At 59.6% G+C, this 18,424-nt stretch carries 14 protein-coding genes and 1 CRISPR repeat array; of the genes, 5 read left to right on the plus strand and 9 right to left on the minus strand.

Annotated features, from left to right (window positions below; genetic code table 11):
- The first annotated feature begins 133 nt into the window (after positions 1-133).
- Positions 134-358 (plus strand): hypothetical protein, encoded by a 225-nt coding sequence (locus FHR94_RS10730; RefSeq protein ID WP_183325716.1) that lies wholly within the window; start codon positions 134-136, stop codon positions 356-358.
- On the opposite strand, the gene FHR94_RS10735 is transcribed toward FHR94_RS10730, so the two are convergent.
- The 9 genes from FHR94_RS10735 to csy1 form a co-directional block, all read right to left on the minus strand.
- Entirely contained in the window at positions 319-750 is a 432-nt protein-coding gene (locus tag FHR94_RS10735; protein WP_343064663.1) for an SOS response-associated peptidase, read from the minus strand. The two genes, FHR94_RS10730 and FHR94_RS10735, sit on opposite strands and share 40 nt — an antisense overlap.
- 684 nt (positions 751-1,434) lie before the next feature.
- A complete protein-coding gene (locus tag FHR94_RS10740; protein ID WP_183325717.1) occupies positions 1,435-2,067 on the minus strand; it encodes an SHOCT domain-containing protein in 633 nt (210 codons plus the stop codon).
- 119 nt (positions 2,068-2,186) lie between these two features.
- Positions 2,187-5,279 (minus strand): type I-F CRISPR-associated helicase Cas3f, encoded by a 3,093-nt coding sequence (gene cas3f / locus FHR94_RS10745; RefSeq protein WP_246389913.1) that lies wholly within the window; start codon positions 5,277-5,279, stop codon positions 2,187-2,189.
- A 512-nt stretch (positions 5,280-5,791) separates the two neighbouring features.
- Positions 5,792-6,064 (minus strand): hypothetical protein, encoded by a 273-nt coding sequence (locus tag FHR94_RS10750; RefSeq protein ID WP_183325719.1) that lies wholly within the window; start codon positions 6,062-6,064, stop codon positions 5,792-5,794.
- 25 nt (positions 6,065-6,089) lie between these two features.
- On the minus strand, positions 6,090-6,239 hold the full coding sequence (locus FHR94_RS10755; RefSeq protein WP_183325720.1) for a hypothetical protein: 150 nt from the start codon (positions 6,237-6,239) through the stop codon (positions 6,090-6,092).
- 6 nt (positions 6,240-6,245) lie between these two features.
- A CRISPR array of direct repeats spans positions 6,246-6,993; the repeat unit is 28 nt; unit sequence TTTCTTAGCTGCCTACACGGCAGTGAAC.
- Between the two features lie 129 nt (positions 6,994-7,122).
- Complete coding sequence (cas6f, locus tag FHR94_RS10760; protein ID WP_183325721.1) at positions 7,123-7,698, minus strand: type I-F CRISPR-associated endoribonuclease Cas6/Csy4; 576 nt, start codon at positions 7,696-7,698, stop codon at positions 7,123-7,125.
- 4 nt (positions 7,699-7,702) lie between these two features.
- The gene (gene csy3 / locus FHR94_RS10765) at positions 7,703-8,776 is read right to left on the minus strand and encodes a type I-F CRISPR-associated protein Csy3 (RefSeq protein WP_183325722.1); all 1,074 of its coding nucleotides are present in this window, start codon (positions 8,774-8,776) and stop codon (positions 7,703-7,705) included.
- A 15-nt stretch (positions 8,777-8,791) separates the two neighbouring features.
- Positions 8,792-9,799, minus strand: a complete 1,008-nt coding sequence (gene csy2 / locus FHR94_RS10770) for a type I-F CRISPR-associated protein Csy2 (RefSeq protein ID WP_246389903.1) — start codon at positions 9,797-9,799, stop codon at positions 8,792-8,794.
- A gap of 3 nt (positions 9,800-9,802) precedes the next feature.
- Positions 9,803-11,182 (minus strand): type I-F CRISPR-associated protein Csy1, encoded by a 1,380-nt coding sequence (gene csy1 / locus FHR94_RS10775; protein WP_183325723.1) that lies wholly within the window; start codon positions 11,180-11,182, stop codon positions 9,803-9,805.
- A 1,778-nt stretch (positions 11,183-12,960) separates the two neighbouring features.
- Between csy1 and FHR94_RS10780 the strand changes: the two genes are divergently transcribed.
- The 4 genes from FHR94_RS10780 (at position 12,961) to tnpC (ending at position 17,885) form a co-directional block, all read left to right on the plus strand.
- Entirely contained in the window at positions 12,961-14,586 is a 1,626-nt protein-coding gene (locus FHR94_RS10780) for a hypothetical protein (RefSeq protein WP_183325724.1), read from the plus strand.
- Positions 14,587-15,541: 955 nt separating this feature from the next.
- Positions 15,542-15,910 (plus strand): IS66-like element accessory protein TnpA, encoded by a 369-nt coding sequence (gene tnpA / locus FHR94_RS10785; protein WP_183325725.1) that lies wholly within the window; start codon positions 15,542-15,544, stop codon positions 15,908-15,910.
- Positions 15,907-16,242 carry an IS66 family insertion sequence element accessory protein TnpB gene (tnpB, locus tag FHR94_RS10790; protein WP_183325726.1) on the plus strand — a complete coding sequence of 112 codons (336 nt, stop codon included), beginning with the start codon at positions 15,907-15,909 and terminating at the stop codon, positions 16,240-16,242. Before tnpA ends, tnpB begins: the two co-directional genes overlap by 4 nt.
- A 92-nt stretch (positions 16,243-16,334) precedes the next feature.
- Positions 16,335-17,885, plus strand: a complete 1,551-nt coding sequence (tnpC, locus tag FHR94_RS10795; protein WP_183325727.1) for an IS66 family transposase — start codon at positions 16,335-16,337, stop codon at positions 17,883-17,885.
- The last annotated feature ends 539 nt before the right edge of the window (positions 17,886-18,424 follow it).

Below are 18,424 nucleotides of genomic sequence, written 5' to 3' on the forward strand. Positions count from 1 at the left end.
CCAAGAAAGAAAGCGCCATGGTCACGTTCGGAGGGCACCGAATCAATCAAGGCGTACGTTAACCGTCCTGTCTGACGGATACCGGCACCACCGCTCCCTCGGTAGCGTGGACGGCTAATTTGAGGAGACGGTAATGGACGAGATCGAGTTGAGACCGGCCCCCTGGGGCGACTGGGTGATGATCTGCCAGTGCGGGCATACGGAGATTCGCAGCGCCGGGAGCCAGGGTTGGCAGAACTTCGAGGTCAAGCCGCTGCCAGGCAGCCGCTACGACATCACCTGCCTGATCTGCCGCCGCAGGACAGAGCGAGAGTGTTTCTACAGGGACATGGGTCGGATCAGACCCGATCCTTCCTGATCCGGCCGATTGACCCGGGCCGACACCGGCCAGGCCGACAATGCCTCAGCCTCGAGGTGCTGTACGGCGCTGCAGATGGCATCACGCTCGGTCAGTGCCGGATCGAGCCAGGCTTCGAGGCTGTCGTCGGCCAGTACCAGAGGCATCCGGTCGTGGATCTCCTTGGCGATACCGCGGGCCGGCTCGGTGATGATAGCGCAGCAGGCCGACCCACCTGCGTAGTCGGCCCAGATTCCAGAGAGGAACAAGAGAGCGCGATCCTCACGGCAAAGAAAGTGAGACTGCTTGCCTCTACAGGTTTTCACCCACTCGTACCACCCGTTGGCAGGGATCAAGCAACGGTGATGACAGAAGGCTCCCTTGAAATAGCGACTGGTTGCCAAGGTTTCCACTTGAGCGTTGATCGGCTGAGGTGACTTGGTATCGGCTCAGCTCGGGCGCACCCCCCACCACAGGTCATCGATGGTAGGCTCGAACTCGGGCTCATGCCCTGCGAGCGCCGGTGATCCAGGTGCCGGGCGAGACATTGTAGCGTGGTGCCCAACTGGGGTCGGGTAGGCCCAGGCGATGGGCGACCGTAGGGTAGAGTACGATGTGAGAGCGCATCTCATCGAATCTCCGTGCCTTGGCTTTCACGAGTACTCGAGAGACCAGATCCGATACATCCTCGCCTCACCATCGCATGAAGCAATCGATGACGTCCCGTGCCTCGACACTCAACTCCAAGATCACCGGCTCTCTCGGTGGAAGCCAAATATCAGAGTCCATGGTGGTCAGCTAGCTGTGAATTTCTGAAAGCCCAACAAGCCAGGGTCATAGTCGATTCCCAGCTCAAGCCATCCATAACCAGCTGCATTGGCATTGCTGTGGGCTAGGCGACCACAGTGTCAGCCACCGCTCTTTGTCCACCAGTGGCAGCAAGCAGCCGGCCCCCCGGACAGCCAATACCACCCTGTGCGCTTTGGCTCTTGGAGCTATTTATGAACAAAAGCTCTCAGTCGACAACCTTCACCAGCACCATCAGTGTCTTTGCGATGGAGGTGCCTTTGTTGCACTTTAGGGTGGTAAGTTCTGGATCAATAGTTCGTCATGCGCTGCATTAGCGCTTGTTTTGCTTGGCGATACTCATCTTCCGAAATGGCATTGGCTTCACGCAGTCTCGCCCAACGCTCCAACTCATTGACCGGAGAGTTCTCGACACTGTTTGACGAGGTTGCCGACTGAACGGGGGCTGACGGTTGGGTCGTGGGTACCTTGCGGGAGAAGAACCTGCTGATGAGGCGCTGACCGGTAGACCTGTTCCCGCATTGCACCGAATGTTCATTGCTGAAGATACCGTGCTCGATCACCCAATCCCTGTGCTCAAGCAATGGTTCGTAAAACATGATCCTGACCAAAACCAGAGAAATCAACGGAACCAGGGGGGTGAGGAAGAGCCCGAGTTCTTCGATGCCAGGCGAGTAGCTGTCAATCCAGACGGCAACTGCTGTGGTGCCCACCCCGAGAGCGAGCAGGTACAGATACCACCTGATGGCGATCATGGTATTGCGAATGTAGCTGAAGTCTTGATTACGCTTTGCCATGGTCACGCCCCATACCATCAGCAGCGCAGGAATGATCCCACCGAGAAAGCCGATGGCGGGGATCATCATGAGGATAAAAATCAGCATGCTGGTTTGTTGACCGCTGGTTAATGGCTTGTCTTGCATGTGACGCTCCCTGTCTAGGCGATCAGCCTCGGTGGTGGGCCAGCCTTAGGCATAGCCTAACAGGAGCGGCAACTTAGGTGTACAGCTCTCAATGCATCAAGTGCAACACATGACCCATCCTATTCTTTCGAGGCCTTGGAGAAACCCAGTGCGGGATGAAAACGCCAGCGTTCGCCATTCCCCAGCTCAGGCAGGCTGATGCGCCCAAACCGCCAGGCACAGTCCTGTGACGAAAGGCGCAGCTCCTCGGCCAATTCTCCCAGTGTCTCGAGATAATCGTGAACGACCCAGGGGCTTATACCCTTCCCCATGCTGCCGTCGAGGTCGAGGTGGTGGAGCCGCTCATCATAGAGAGCCTCCCGTTGTGGGGCTTGGCGATCAGCGACGATGCGATACAAGGCATAGTCGTCATCCTCCTCGGTGGGCTTCAGGTAAACCTCCTCGTAAGATTGCGTGTCTTCCCGGAAGGGCTGTGCCTGCGTGAGAACGCCGGTCAGCTGCGCCTGAGGTTGCACATACCAGCTATAGGCCCCGAGATGAGGTGGCTGACGATCCTGTTGGTTCTTTCTGCGCTGGCGTGGCGTCAGCGTCTCGCTCGTCTCTTGGGTGTCGCTGGTTTCAGCCTGGGCAAGCTCCGTGGCGTCTCGGACCATGAGCCTATCCAGTCGAAAATGCTCAAGGTCCACCAGGTTGGTGGTCGGACTCAAGGTATCTCGAGGGACGATGCGTGGCTGGGCGTCGATGACCCTCCACTGATCGGCCTCCAGAATCTCGCGAAGGTCGTGGGAGACTAGGCGATGCCCCTCTGATTCGTAACCCGGAAACCGGAAGGCGGGCTGCCCCGGTCTTCGGATCGCTCGAAGGTTGCTCGTCAGAATCACCATATTGGGAATGGTGCAGGGGGTGTGGCGGTGTCGCATCACCCGGCCAGCCAGCTGAATCAACGATCGCATTGAGGAGGGCTCGGCTATCGCCCAGTCATAGTCGTGGTCACGGCCGAGCTCTGCCACGGGGGAGCTCAGCACGATGAAGAGGTGGTCCTGCGCCTCGTCAGCCTCGATGGCCTGAGACACGGCATGGTTCGAGAGTGGCGCTTGCTCACCCGCAGTACGATCGAGAACGCTGTCCAGGGTTCTTTCGATGGCCGATCGCATCAACAGGGGATACTGAGAGTGATAGGTGCAGAGATGGATGCGAACACCCTTCGGCGCACCCAGCCTGTAGAGTGCCAGGGCCACGTCGACCTGAGGGTTGATGTTGGCCATACGGACCAAGCCGAACGAGAGTCTCTTGCCGTTTGTGGGCTCTGTGATGTGGTGATGCTCGTGCAGGGTGAGCGCCTCTTCGCGTATCCGGGCAGCTACCTCGGTATACAGGACGTGCTCTGCCCCGGCAGTGTGGCGCAGGGGAGCCAGGCGTGCCCTGCGTTTCGGAGCAGCCTCGCGAAGCCGAGAGGCGCGTCGTGATGCGAACGCGAGGTGTTGGGACTGGAAGCTTTCCAGGTCGCCACTCGGTGCCTGGTAGCTCTCATATTCATCGAACCAGGCGCAGCACACCTCCTTCTTCCGCGGTTCCCCAAGGGCATGGCGCCGATAGAGGGCGCGGCCTTCCCGGTAGGCATCGAAAAGCCCGCTGACCAGGGAGGGAGGCAACGTGGCCGAAGAGACCAGCACTCTGGACCCCAGCATGCCCGCCCAGTTGACCAGGCGTGTGAGCGCCGGTAGATCCGCCAGGTCGAAGTTGTCCAGTTCGTCGAGGATCAGGTCGCTACCCATCAGTCGCAGCATGGGAGGAATCTGACGTCCCCCTCGCAGGCATTCGGTAGCCGGCATCAGGTGGTCCACGGTGCAGACTAGGAGGGGTGCAGCCAGGAAACTCTGGATATTTGAGTCGCGATCGAGATAGTCCCTGATAGGGTGATCGAATAAGGCTCCCTCATGGATCACCTCAGAAGCATCGGAGAATAGATCCTGGATCGACGAGGAACCAGTCTCCTGGGCCACCTTCTCGAAAGACTCGAGCAACGCTCTGCTGGCACTCCCTCCGACCCGTACCGCAAGCTTCTGGTCATCGAGCTTCAGCACGTCACGAAGGGCACGACCGGTTTGAAGCGTGAGGGTGCGCAGCCCGAGCCCTATGGTGATACGACTGCCCTTCTTGGGATCCGAGAGGCCGTAAAGGATGCGGGCATTGGCAACGGTCTTGCCTGTCCCCGTAGAGGCCATGTTGATACCGAAGAAGCCAGCGCTGATGCTGTCCGGCTGCAGGCTGGCCGCAAGTGCATGGGCATCGTTCTGCCACTGGAAACGCTCATGCTGGGTGTTGGTGCCGAGACATTCCTGACTCTTGAGCCTCGGGAGGGAAGAAACGAACTCAGGTAGAAGACCGGCAATCCGTTCCGCATGAGTTCCCACACCGATAAGATGAGCATCCAGGGATTGCTTGATCTTGCGGGTCTGGCGGTCAGTGTTGGCTCCAAGCTGGTAGCCCTTATCCCCCCGGAGATAGTGAGGATCTCCTGGTTTGAGGCTTGAATAGTGATGGTCGCTAAGAACCAGGCTCAACCTTGAGAGATGGAGAATGAAAGGATCCCGGTGCCAGCTTGGTTGCCCGCCACGCACCTCCTGCAGACAGGCGAGAAGCTCCCATGCCGTGTCACTCGCCAGTCGTTGCCAGGTGAGGGAGCACACGGGAAGCGGACCTTTCATGGTCCAGTAATCGACAACAGATTCCCGGTCACTGGTTGTCGCCCTGGAGTTCCACTGCGCGGTGATACTTTGGGGGAGCGGTTCGAGCCGCAGGGAAGAAAGGTTCTTCCGACGACCGCCCACGACGCCGGGTGTTTCTCCCGGCATGACTGGGAGACGGTGGTGCGTGAGGATCAACCAAGCAACCGCCTGCGCTACGGGAGGCAAGTGCCTGAGGGGATAGGGGCGAGTGCTGTCCAGGCCATCCCGCTGGAGACACGTAAGCCAGGGTGACTCACTACCATCGACCCACGTCATCCGAGTCAGCCAGCCCGCATCATCATCATTGCCGACGAATGCCTCGAAGAGACGCAGAGACACCCATTCATGTCGATACTGGTTGGGTAGTACCGGCCCCTTGGATTTCAGGCGTCCCTGAAACGCCACGATGGTCTTACCTAGGTCATGGGTGAGCCCAGCCAAGCTGGCGAGAAGACGTATCACCTGTGTGGATGGCCAATTCATCGATCCAGTGGCTACTCGACTGTTCACATCTTCCCCTTGTATCTTAGTCCTTCCTCCTTCCTCCTGTCCTGCAGTGAACACGAGGGGCGCCGATGATGCTACCCCTCTGGTTCATGGATCGCCTATACGAAAGTGACCCCAACCCATAACATCTACCGACACCAGTCGATGCTTTTAACTGCCTATAGGCAGTGAACAAGTACTGGCGACAGAAGCATGACATGGCCGTAGAAGAACGCGATGCCCTGACGGCACATGTGGAGCGCATCAAGACGCACGCCAAGTAGATCGGGTGGGAGCCAGAACGGAGCATCGTGGCGCAGAGGAGGAAGGTCCTAAAGCCTCCCTCGCCCGCCTCAAGGCCGAGTGGCAGGCGGAGGCTCTGGAGGCGGCCGCGGATCTCCTACCCAACTCCCACCCGGTAGCGACTGACCTAAGCGAGCAAGTGCATAAACTCCGTCGCCAGGCCGAGGGAAATAACGACACCCCGGTCGAGTGACCGGGGGTAAGGGTCAGAGGTTACCCAGTACCGCCATCCCTCCGAGCACGACCAGAGGCAGCAGGCCCGCCCAGAAGGCGCGGGTCGGAGCCTTGCCCTTCACGAGCCAGACGATCGGCAGACAGAAGATCAGCACCAGGGGCCACAGGAAGAACGGTCCGTAGAGCAACGTGAACCAAGGATCGGCCACCGCTTCCTCACCCATGATCATGGCGAGCACCGGGATGCCCAGCACGCTGGCCAGCAGCAACAGGCTCCAGCCGGGATGGCGATGAATGAACGGCATGTGATTCTCCTTGGTTCCCTGGGTTTCAGACGTCATGGTACACCTTGTGCTTCCTGCGCCATTCCGACAGGGCCTCGTCCAGAAGCTCCGCCTCGGTGACCCGCTCGCCGGCCTCCATGGTGCGCTTGTAGCTCTCGTCACGCAGCATGCGCGAGAAGCGCAGACGCATCCGCACGGTCTTTTTCTTAGCTGCCTACACGGCAGTGAACAAGCCAGAGAGCCCGGTGCGCGCCTACCTCAATTTCTTAGCTGCCTACACGGCAGTGAACGCGACGATCAACGCCCGACACTTGCCGATCGATTTCTTAGCTGCCTACACGGCAGTGAACACGACCAACTTCGAGGACTGCCTGCCGCTCGATTTCTTAGCTGCCTACACGGCAGTGAACCACCTCCCAGGTGCTCGCGCCGGTGGAGATCATTTCTTAGCTGCCTACACGGCAGTGAACGCCACCACCTGCTGCTCGCGCACGTAGGTCATTTTCTTAGCTGCCTACACGGCAGTGAACGATCGCGTAACGCGCCAGGTCCACGCGCCCCTTTTCTTAGCTGCCTACACGGCAGTGAACCCGTCCTCCGGCCCTGAACCCCGGATCACATATTTCTTAGCTGCCTACACGGCAGTGAACTGGACGAGCTGCAGCGTGCCGCCGAACTCCGATTTCTTAGCTGCCTACACGGCAGTGAACGAGCACCTGGTTGATGAAGCCCAGCACGTAGGTTTCTTAGCTGCCTACACGGCAGTGAACGAGCACCAGGAGAACCAGCGCACCGAACTCGATTTCTTAGCTGCCTACACGGCAGTGAACCTGCCGCGTCACGCCCGGCGCGGTATCGCAGTTTTCTTAGCTGCCTACACGGCAGTGAACATCCCGGCCTCGAAGTTCGTCGAGTTCACCGTTTTCTTAGCTGCCTACACGGCAGTGAACTAGAACCTGATCCCGACAACCCATTGATATTACATAGCTTTCCTTTCGGGGAAGCATTCCACCCTTTTCCTAGCACCCTTGGCAAGCCTCTGATTTATAAGCATCCATCCCTGCCGCCAAGGAAAAGGGTCAGAACCAGGGCACGCTGGCACCGGCACTCAAGCCATAGCGGTTGAACCCGCCCTCTGTCGTCGCAACGCTCGATAGCGGCTGGGTCTCGATGTTGAGGACAAAGTGTTGTCCGTTGGTTCGACTCTGCAGTCTTACATAAGGAAGGTTTGGCACGTCTGCCACGCTATCGGGAAGCGCTTGCAACGCTTCTTCCCAGCCCTTGCCATGTCGCCGACACCAGCGTCGCCTGTCGCGATCCAGGTTGACCTTGAACTGACGCCGCTTGACGATCCGATGCCCCTGAACGTCCTCGGGTACCGGCAGGACATCACTAACGATGAGATGGTCACGCACACCCCGCTGCCAAGGGTGAGCCATGAGGGCACCCAGTCGCTCTTCAGGACCGTGGAGACGCAACTCATAACCCAGTCCGACCGGGGCTAGAGAATAGCCGGGAAAGCTGATGCCGACCGAGGACTCCGCTAACTCCGCCAATGCCTGGTGCAGCTTGCCGACCAGTTCGGAGAAGACAATACCCGGAGCCATCTCCGGGTTTGGACGGTACATCATGCTCACATAGTGGGAGGTCAGCATTGAATCACTCTCCCTTGTCCTGCGCTTCCCCAAACACCCCACCACGAATCAGCGTCGCCAGCACGAAGTGTTGCTGATCTGGCGTTGGGGTTTTCCCTTCCGCCACCCAGCTGTCATACAGGGTGTAGAAATCATCCTGCCTGGGGGGACGGTAAGCCGTGCCGCGGGTCGTAACCGCCCCGTAGGGCTCCACCGCGATGGGACCGACCCCTGCTGAAGAAAGCGCTTGGGGATACCAGGTATCGATGGTGCGAATGGCATTGCCGACCTTCTGTGAGTGGATACCGGCCGTTCCCTTGACGCTGTAGAGCGTCTTGCTCTTGCCTCCCTTGGTGGTGCCCCCGCCCACGGTCACGAGCTCCTGAGACGGATAGACCTCCTGCCCACCGCCGACCCGGGCAAAAGCTTCCACCACGAGAAGAGCATGGCGCTCGCCCTTGAGCGCTTCGGCAATGATGCGGGCAATCTCTGACACGCCATCGGCCGCATGGGTCCGAGGGTCAAAGTCGTCGAGTGCCAGTTCGAGGGCATCGAAGGTCCAGGTCTGTGTCGTGTCGCCATGCTCCAGAAGGCTTACCCTGACCTCAAGGTCTTCCGCCTTCATTCGGTTGCGCCACAGAAAGCGCCCATTGGCAAGGTTGCAGGCGTAGCGGTGGGCGATCTCCTCGAAGCCATACTCGGCAATGTAGTCTTCGACCAGGGTCGCAAGGCTGTGCTGGTGCTTCGGGTTGTTGCAGGCGGAGGGGATACCGGCACCGCCCAGCACCTTCAGTGAAAAACGCACCTTGAGGGTATCGGCGTCATCGGGAAGCGTCGCCACATCCACGGTCTGAAGGTTGGGATTATCGATCTTGGCATCCAGCTTTGCCGGGTCCTGTTCACCAGCCTTCAGTCGATTGGAGATCGTGCCACGCACTGACTTCTCGCGCACCGGGATGTCGAGCCAGGCATCAGGTTGATCGCGCTGACTCCACTGACCGCAAGCCAGCAGGGCGTCAGACGGATCAAGCTTGCGTTCGAAGGCGAGCACGCTCGCCTTGTAGTCATTCTTGCTGCTGGCTTTACTTGTACTTGCCATGCGTCATACCTCAGGTCAGTCCGTGGGTTGGGTGGAATCGCTGGGGACGTAGTCATTGTTCAGGCGATAGATCCCCTGCTCCAGGTCGTTGTCGATGTACCAGAGCAGTGCCTGGGGACTGGTCAACCGGTGGGGGCTCTTCCACTCGCCTAACGAGTAGAGCGTTTCCGTGAAAGCCAGCCACCGTTTGTTGTCCCGGGCATTGGCTACCTCACCCGGCTCGTGCAGTTTCGAGATCGCGCCATACCCCACGGGGATCGGTACGATCCATCCTGGAGGGCGGCGTATCGACCACTCGACACCGCTCGCCTGCCCCTCAGCATCACCTTCCGGGTCGGCTTGATGGCAGTCCCAGTGCATGGCGGCCATGTCGAGCCAGGCATCCATCAGTGTCGTTTCAGGTCGAGTCTCGCGCATCTCGACGAGACGCTCCGCCAACAAGTCATGGCGCAGCACTAGGGCAAAGCCCGGTAACCAACGTCGCGTGAGCCGGCGGAATGTCTCCCGACGCTGATCCTCGTCATCCCCCAGGCTTACCAACTCGGGGTGTATAGGGGTGTCGGCAAGGAAGCTGCCCCCGGCCAGCCGCAGGCCTACCACGGCTTCACGGATGATGGCGTGTGCCTCTGGATCGTCAGGGTACTGGAGGGCAGTACCGTCAGTGATGCCCAATACTACCGTGACCTCGAGATGCATCCGTCCTTCCTCGATGAACGATGCTGTCTTGAGCACACCATGACTATCCAGGACTCCGGCTCCACGGCTGGCGGTCGGAAGGCGAGGCTGGTGAAAGGAAAACTCACCGTCACGGGTAACCTGGGCTTCATGGTGATGACAGATCACACCCACACCGTCGATCAGCAACTCGAGGCGGTCGCCCAGCCTGCGCTCCAGTGCCTGGGCAAAGCCAGTGAAGGCTGTCATCGACGGGAACCCCCAGGTCATGGGGCTCGACACGGCATTGGCATTCTGGACCTTGAGCCGAGGCAGGATCAGCAACCCTCGGGGATCTGGCATTGGCATGGGTTACCCCTCCAACCAGCTGAGTTGATCCCCAAAGCGTCGTGTCCACTCCCGGGCCTGCTTATCTCCCAGGGCGAGATCACGCTTCTGACGCTTGCAGAGGCGCAGGACCTCGCGGTTGAGCCAAGCCCCGAAGTCTGCTGCCACCTCATCCTGCCACCCCGGCAAGACAGCCCCTGACGCTTCTGGCCCTCTCTCCTGCACCGCCTCGGGGTCGAGCCACGCCTGCTGTGCCGAGGAGAGACGGCAGCGTTCATCTGCACTCCATCCCCCAGGGATCGATTTCACGGCACTCGCGCTGATCAGGAAATGATCGATGAGGGCTTCCACCAAGCCGTCGATGCGGCGATGGGTGAAGCGGTTGGGCGTAGGATCCTTGAGGAGGAAGGTGGTCAGGGCATTGACCAAGCCGTAGGTCTGACGCCTGTGCGATGGCAGTGAAAAGAAGGAACGGGCCCCCAGTGGGGGCTGGATCGCCTGTTGTCGCCACTCGGGAGGGCGTGCGTCCAGCAGATAATTGACCCCCCGGCGCTGTGCATTGCCTTGGCTGACGTTCTGCTTGTTGGCCCCGCCAATGGTGAGCCTGGCCAGATTGGGGAACTCCGTCACGCCCTGCGGATGTGACTTGTTGGCTTTCCTGGCATTGCGAGCTGCCTGGGCAGGCTCACTCCAGCGGGCTTCCTGAACCACACGATAGAGGTGTGCCGCCATGGAGCTACTGTAAAGCGGAACCAGAAGATGAAAATCCCTGTCACGTGCCGGATCATCCCCGACCAGCCAAAAGACCTGGCGAAGGCGTGGATCAGCCCGCAGAGGACGAGCCTGCTGGGCATATTGAGCCAATGCCTTCGCCATCTCGCGTCCTTCAGCCTCGTCCTCCGACAGCACGTCGATCAACTCTGGATCCTCAGCCTGGGCCAGCTCCAGCAGAGTCCTTCCATGATGCTCGATTCGTAACAGGTCTCTGCCGGGGAGGTTCGCTGAGCTGTTCACCGTGATATCAGGGGTAAAGGAAGGGCCGAGCGAATGGGTGCCAACGAGATCCCGCTCGGGAAGCGTCTCCGGCGTAACGAGGATATTGGTGCCCCTGGCCCCGGTATGTACCAGCTTGACGACGTGAGAAGCTTGCTTGAGATTCCCCGCGGCAATGGTCGCCGTCACCTGGCGCACCCAGGTGTCAGGGTGATACCTGGCTTCGATGGCGCGGATCTTTTCTGGATCCGCTTTCGCCTTGGACGAGAGCCCTTGGATTTTCTTGTCCCTCAGCTCACCAACCAAGGCTTCCACCTTGGCACGCAGGGAAGCCGAAGGAGGCGGAGAGCCTCCCTTCCCATCACCGTCTTCGTGGCCGGTCGGGTCGTCGAAGAGATCCATGTTGTGCATGGCGGACTCCTGTCCAAGCGGAGGGCATGTCGGGAGACAAGCAAATTGCCCCCACCAATTGAGGCCCTTGGGCACCGTGACATGAGCCCTCGGGAAGTAGGAAGAGTCATTGGCTTCATCGTTCTCCTCATCCCCTGCCTCGCTGATCCGCGTGAAGGTCAGTGTCGAGAAGAAGCGACCCTTCCGACCAGAACGGCCTACCACCAAATACACCAGCTAGTTGCTAGCCGCCCACTCCATAAACGAAGCGTCCACGAGGATCAGCGTTCAGTGATATCTGATGGAGCCATCTTACACAGCTAAGCACACTGAAAGGCAAGGGTGAACCAGTGCCACTGACGCTGACACCCCAAGCCATGAAAGGCCTACACACCCTGTCAGCGGTCTCTCACGCCGCTCTTCAGGCCCATGGTCAATGCTGGAGGTCGTAGGCGTCGCCGGAAGTCTTCGACCTGAGGTCGTCTCATAGCACGCAACGCCACATGGATCTCATGGAGTCCTCCTGCCAAGGAAGGCCAGGATGTCCGCACTGCCACAGTTCTCAAACCAGGAACCAACAAGACTGACTCAGGTAAACGTCACCAGCCGCTGCCCCTGGATCGCTGCCGGCCCAGGTATCACACCGCCTCTCCACGCAAACCCCTTAACCCCTGCGGGAGGGCCCAGGCACGCGCAGCCTCAGGCTAGCCAGCCAAGCCAGAAACCAAGCACCTCAAGCTAGTCCCGGCCAGCAGGCCCCACCACCTCATGAGCAGCGACAGCTCCAGCCACCACCGTAACCAGTAACACTCAGGCAGGGTGATCAGCTGATCCTGTCCCACTCATCATCAGTGAGGTACGGAGAACCGAATCGCCCGGGGAAGCTGGATGTTGGTTTCAGGATCCCAGGAAGGCCACGTCGAGACACCAGGCTCGAACTTCGCCTACATGAGCTCCCATCGTTCACGCTGCCATCCTCGGGCCAACCTCTGCCTGGCGTCGCGCTCGCTGCGCTCACGCTAGCAGGCTCGGTTGCCCCGAGGATGGCAACGGAAACTTCAACCCCCACCCCCAAGACGCCCGCAGGGCGTCTTGGGGGTAAGCTCAGGAGCATTAAAGGAGACCACCAGTCCGAGACAGCTGCACGGAACGAGCAGCAGAAGACCCCGCCAGCGAAGCGCAGCGGGGGAGTGTTTGCTGCGAGCTTCCGGTACATGCTGGCGAAGGAGAGAACACGCGGAACGGAACCGCGAGGCCCGCCTGCGGGTCGAGCGGTGGAGCCGTGGAGAGGTCACCCACATCCCCCCGAAGGCAAGAAGGACGCCTTTTGGATAGCCTCGCTACCCGTATCTGGCTACCTACCTTGCGCCACGCTCACAGAGAGGAGGCGGCAGAAAAGGGGGTCACAAAGCCTTATATAGTATTTAAGGCAAGGTGAACCCTTTATCTCAGCCCTTATCGGCCTCTACGGCCTTCGGACGTCGGGCGCTATGCGCCTCCGTCCAGGCCTGGGACCTGCGAGGGGGCCACAAACCCCAACCCCAGTGGCCGAGCAGGGACCTAGCCCGGTCGTCCGAGCGTAGCGAGCGACGTCCAAGGGTGGCGGTCCCCCGCGACGGCCCTATGGACCACGGGAGACGTGTGAGATTGGAGACATACCCAGAGCTACGCCAGCAGGAGGGGAAGGGGACTGACCCCATATAATGTGTTTGCATGGACGACCTGACTGTAAATAAATCAGCACGCTGCCGGAAGAGATGAAACAATGACCCTATATTCACCAAAATAGGGTCATGTTCATGATCACAGAAATTCTTCACGTCAGCAGCCGGTGCGGGGGTGGAAAAAGCCTCAACACCCTCAAGGAGCTCTATCCCTATCTGGTCAAGAATTCCGAGGAGACGGTGATCTTTGCGTCCAAGACCAACGATCTTACCCAGCAGAACCACGCAGGCTTTCTAAAGATCGTCGCTCAAAGGGTCGACCCTGTCGCGTCCGTAAGGGTGGACTCATCGACGGACAAAGGCGCGGTAATCCGGGAGCTGAGTGAGCTCCTGACCGCAGGCTACTCTGGCGTGATTTTCACCTCCCATTCAGCAATCGCTCGCATTCATTCAAGTCTGCTCAAGAAAGTACGCTTACTCGTGGATGAAGTACCTCAGGAGTTGGTTGAGTCCATCCAAGTCAGGTACGAGGCCAAGGACCAGGGCGCCAAGTGGGAGAGCTTTCTCACGACACACCCTTCATCCCACACGGGCTACCAGAAGACGGTGCTCCACCCCTCAGTCAGCCAGGAGAACGTTCAGCGCTACATCGACAATATCCGTGAGGGACGGGATACCAGCACAACCCAAGAAGTAGCATCGCTCCTCGAGTTCCTGCTGGCTGACTATGAGGTGATGTACACCACCGTGTGTGATGCCAAAAAACGCGTCTATCGCCTCTACCAAGCCATTCATTGGCAGAAGCTAGATCAGATCATTAGTAACGTAGCTCACTTCGCTATTCTGAGTGCACAACTCAGAGGTACCCTACTTGGGTTTGTTGCCGAGCACCACTGCGGAATACCCATCCAAGAAGTTCCCGTCACGTCACAAATCAATCTGGAAGCTAAGCACAGCAACAAAGCGCGCATCATTCCCCTCCTGGCGGGAGGAAACTGGTCTGCCACCTTGAAGGAGAAGCCCGCCAATGAAGCATTGAGCTACCAAGGAGTACCGGTTTCCTCCCCCGAACCCGTAGCCCTCTATGCACAGCAGGTGGCTGAACAAATCCTTGGCGCCAAGGGGTGCCTCCTGGTGCTCAATAAGGACGATCCTCTACATGCAGGCTTGGACAGGGGAAATGTCGAACGCATCACCATAGCGGTTCATGGCTCGAATAACTACAGGCACTTTGACCATGCCGTGTACCTCGCATCCAGCCGCCCCAACCCGTTTGAGGTCAAGTCACTGCAGATGTTTGCTGTCGATCACAACCTACCAGAGAACGGTATTACCCAGGCGGTCATGACGGAGCGATGCTACGAAGCCGCTTACCAGTGCATTGCACGTACCAGTATTCGCAATCCTCAGGCGGACCCGAACAAGGAGCATCTTTTCATCGTCCCAGACATGGAGTATGCGAAGTACATTCAGAGTTGGTTCGAGCCAGGGTACGCCATCATCGACGCCCAGTACGCCCATACAAAGCAGCCTACAGCAAGGCGAGACAAGGAGAAGGAGAATCGAAGGGCCGTCGTCATTCGAATTCTAACTGACTATCAAGCCAAGCAGGGAAAGCGGAAGGACTTGATCATGCAAGCCGGCATCTCGGAATCCAGCTTCAGGCGGTACAAGAAGGAGTTTAGAGCTGAGCTTGAGGGTCTTGGCCTTATACGTCCAAAGCGCTCCTCAACCAAAACCGGTACAAAGACGGCAGCCTAACCCTACCCCCATCCATCACCTCAACTCTCCAACCCCGCATAAAATCTGGGGTTGGAGAACTTCTCCAGACTTCTACGTGGACTTCTACCCTATATACTATCATTCCCTGAACAGCCTAAACCGACGATACGAAGCCGATACACCACCCCTTTTTTAACCCAGGGAAATTGCCGCAAATATTCGCCACCTCCTCCCTCATCGTCACTACTGGTTTTTCAGGTTTTTGTCATACCCCTCACCTGCCTACGAAGGCAGTAGTGAGAACTGACTTACCTTGGCACCAAGCCCCCCCCCTCCCACCTAGCAACTGGCTCACACAAAGCAGCCCCCTCTATCATGGTTGACCTAGCCCACACCAAACACCATCACACAGGAAGACAGTGAGTATCTCACTACCCGTGGTACTTCTTCGTGTGGCCGGTTCTTTAGGCACCTCCCTCTGCCTTCCTACCATTACTCCCATACAAGCTTAATCACACCCCATGACACACAAGTCACTGAAGTGAGAATAGGGGGCGCTCCGCGCCCTTCGGTGATTGCATAAGAAAGATATTCAGAAGCCTGCTCAGTAGCTCTGACAGTCATAGCACCCCACCCTCAGACTTGTCGTTTTTTTGTCCGCTCTGCCCATGGATAGACCCTGGAAATATGTCTCACAGATATCCACATACTTTTCCAAGACTCCCAAGCGGACCCCATCCATAAATGCCCTTACTGGGCACCAGTCACTTCCTAAAGAGGCTCACAACGCAGCCAAAAAACAGTACACATCATCACCAAAACTCTCTAACTCCATCTCACCAACTACTAGAAGATACACACCATGAAGCCGTTCCTCTCCACCTACGAAAAGCTGTCTCTCCTGAGCAACGTAAGCGTCCGGTGATCCCATCTACCGCTGAGCCCCGAATTCCGAGACGGTAGGTGTCCACCTATCAATAAGTGGACACCTACCATGACCGACTTAAGCGTGTTGGAAACACCCCGGAAGCGTCGCCGCTTCACCGCCGCGTTCAAGGCGAGGATCGTCGAAGCGTGCCAGCAACCCGGCACCTCCGTGGCCGGCGTTGCCCTGGCTCACAGCCTGAACGCCAACCTGGTCCACAAGTGGATCCGCACCGCCCGTCAGCGAGACACGGTGACCGAGGCCCCGGCGTTTGTACCGGTGCCCTTGGCCAGTGCCGCACCGTCGGCCACGCCACCGTCTCAGCCGCCGGATCGCATTCGCCTCACGATCCCGCGTCCCAGCGGCTCCGTGATCGTTGAGTGGCCCGCCTCGGAGGCCGACGCCTGCCGGCGGCTGCTCCGGGAGCTGCTCGCATGATCCGCATCGACGAGATCTGGCTGGCCACCGAGCCGCTGGACATGCGCGCCGGCCCGGATACCGCGCTGGCTCGGGTGGTGAAGGTGTTCGGCGCGGCTCGCCCGCACTGCGCTTATCTCTTTGCCAACCGCCGCGGCAACCGTATGAAGGTACTGGTTCACGATGGCCTGGGCGTCTGGCTGTGCGCCCGGCGCCTGAACCAGGGCAAGTTCCACTGGACCGGCACCTGGCACGGCGATCGCGTCGAGCTCTGTCCCGAGCAGGTCACGGCACTGGTGCAAGGCCTGCCCTGGCAGCGTCTCGGCGCCGGCGGGGTGATCTCGGTGGTCTGACGCGCCCGGCCAGGAAGCACACAGAATCTCCCGGCACGCTATTCACTAATGCGCCAATCCCGCTCCCGCCCGAGGGCTGGCATACTCACCGGATGACCATGCCGACCGATCTGTCTCAGCTCTCTCCCGATCAGCTCCGCCACCTGGCGGCGACGCTGATGTCGCAGGTTGAGCAGCAGGGGCAGGCACTGGCGCAGAACCAGCAGGCGCTGCGCCACAGCGAGCAGGTCAACCAGAAGCTGACCTACGAACTGGCGCTGCTCAAGCGCCACGCGTTCGGCAAGCGCAGCGAGCAGCTCAACGCCCTGCAGATCAGCTTGCTGGAAGAGGTGGTGGAGGCCGACATCGCCGCCATCGAGACCGGGCTGGAAGACCTGGTCACGCCCGACGCGCCGCCGGCGACCAGGAAGGCACCCAAGCGCGCCCCCTTGCCCCCTGAGCTGCCGCGCACCGAGATCCGCCATGAGCCGGAGAGCGAGCACTGCCCTTGCGGTTGCCAGCGGCGCCGGATCGGCGAGGAGATCAGCGAGAAGCTGGACTACACGCCGGGTGTGTTCCACGTCGAGCGTCATATCCGCGGCAAGTGGGTCTGCGATCACTGCGAGACGTTGACCCAGGCGCCGATGCCGGCGCAGATCATCGACAAGGGCATCGCCACCGCGGGGCTGCTGGCCCAGGTGTTGATCGCCAAATATGCCGATCACCTGCCGCTGTATCGGCAGGAGCAGATCTTTGCCCGTGCCGGCGTGGCGATTCCGCGCTCCACCCTGGCCGAGTGGGTCGGCCTCTGTGGGGTACGGCTCCAGCCGCTGATCGATGCCCTGCGCGACCTGCTGCTCAGTGAGCCGGTGCTGCATGCCGACGAGACCCCGGTGCCGATGCTGGCCCCGGGCAAGAAGAAAACGCATCGGGCCTACCTCTGGGCCTACGCCACCACGCCCTACGCCGGGTTGAAAGCGGTGATCTACGACTTCACCGAGGGGCGCGGCGGCCAGCATGCCCGCGACTTCCTCGGTGAGTGGCAGGGCAAGCTGATCTGCGACGACTACAGCGGCTACAAGCAGAGCTTTGCCAAGGGCGTCACCGAGATCGGCTGCATGGCCCACGCGCGGCGCAAGTTCGTCGACCTGCACGTGGCCGGCAAGAGCCAGATCGCCGAGCAGGCCATCGAGTTGTTCGGTCAGCTCTACCAGGTGGAGCGCGAGGCCCAGTCGCTCACCGCCGAAGAACGCCAACGACTACGCGACACACGAGCAAGGCCCATCGCCGACGCCCTGCACCGCTGGATGCTGGCTCATCGCGAGAAGGTACCGAACGGCTCGGCGACGGCCAAGGCACTGGACTACAGCCTGAAACGCTGGGCGGCGCTGACGCGCTACCTGGATGACGGCGGGCTGCCGATCGACAACAACCGGGTCGAGAACCTGATCCGCCCCTGGGCGCTCGGACGCTCGAACTGGCTGTTCGCCGGGTCGCTGCGCAGTGGCCAGCGTGCCGCCACCATCATGAGCCTGATCCAGTCCGCTAAGCTGAACGGCCACGACCCCTACGCCTACCTGAAGGACGTACTGCAACGGCTGCCGACCCACAAGGCCAGCCAGAGCCACGAACTCCTGCCCCAGCACTGGCAACCAGCCGATTGATCACCCGCCAAGGGTGATCAGCAGCCGCTTACTGAGCAACACCACTGCTACCCTACTGTTCTACCAAGATATCGCCAATCTGATTCTCTACCATGCGTTGCCTATGAGTCTGGGGTAACAAGAGACACCCAACACCACGAACACCACATTTCCCTTGTGCTTACTGGCTTGGGTTTTCCTGGCTTCCATCAGCAAGCTGATCACAAGTTCTGCCTAGCCTTCCTTGACCATTGCCCCGTAGTCGATCACCGCACTCGCTGCATTCCACTTCGCTCTATTTACGGTGCGGTGCCCGGCAACAGCATCAACAACTTGATGCCTTATGAGATGAGGTCAGGTCAGGTCAGGTCAGGTCAGGTCAGGTCAGGTCAGGTCAGGTCAGCATCATGATCCGATTGCCTTGCTGCATTATGGGCTTATGGAAGGGATGAATGACTGCACGACTGCACGACTGCACGACTGCACGACTGCACGACTGCACGACTGCACGACTGCACGACTGCACGACTGCACGACTGCACGACTGCACGACTGCACGA

Source organism: Halomonas cerina, assembly GCF_014192215.1.
In the GTDB taxonomy this organism is placed as follows: domain Bacteria; phylum Pseudomonadota; class Gammaproteobacteria; order Pseudomonadales; family Halomonadaceae; genus Halomonas; species Halomonas cerina.

Bases quoted from the DNA above. Each gene is read 5' to 3' on its own strand.
- FHR94_RS10730 (WP_183325716.1), top strand. From the start codon at position 134: ATGGACGAGATCGAGTTGAGACCGGCCCCCTGGGGCGACTGGGTGATG.
- FHR94_RS10740 (WP_183325717.1), bottom strand. From the start codon at position 2,067: ATGCAAGACAAGCCATTAACCAGCGGTCAACAAACCAGCATGCTGATT.
- cas3f (WP_246389913.1), bottom strand. From the start codon at position 5,279: ATGAATTGGCCATCCACACAGGTGATACGTCTTCTCGCCAGCTTGGCT.
- FHR94_RS10750 (WP_183325719.1), bottom strand. From the start codon at position 6,064: ATGCCGTTCATTCATCGCCATCCCGGCTGGAGCCTGTTGCTGCTGGCC.
- cas6f (WP_183325721.1), bottom strand. From the start codon at position 7,698: ATGCTGACCTCCCACTATGTGAGCATGATGTACCGTCCAAACCCGGAG.
- csy3 (WP_183325722.1), bottom strand. From the start codon at position 8,776: ATGGCAAGTACAAGTAAAGCCAGCAGCAAGAATGACTACAAGGCGAGC.
- csy2 (WP_246389903.1), bottom strand. From the start codon at position 9,799: ATGCCAATGCCAGATCCCCGAGGGTTGCTGATCCTGCCTCGGCTCAAG.
- csy1 (WP_183325723.1), bottom strand. From the start codon at position 11,182: ATGCACAACATGGATCTCTTCGACGACCCGACCGGCCACGAAGACGGT.
- FHR94_RS10780 (WP_183325724.1), top strand. From the start codon at position 12,961: ATGATCACAGAAATTCTTCACGTCAGCAGCCGGTGCGGGGGTGGAAAA.
- tnpA (WP_183325725.1), top strand. From the start codon at position 15,542: ATGACCGACTTAAGCGTGTTGGAAACACCCCGGAAGCGTCGCCGCTTC.
- tnpB (WP_183325726.1), top strand. From the start codon at position 15,907: ATGATCCGCATCGACGAGATCTGGCTGGCCACCGAGCCGCTGGACATG.
- tnpC (WP_183325727.1), top strand. From the start codon at position 16,335: ATGACCATGCCGACCGATCTGTCTCAGCTCTCTCCCGATCAGCTCCGC.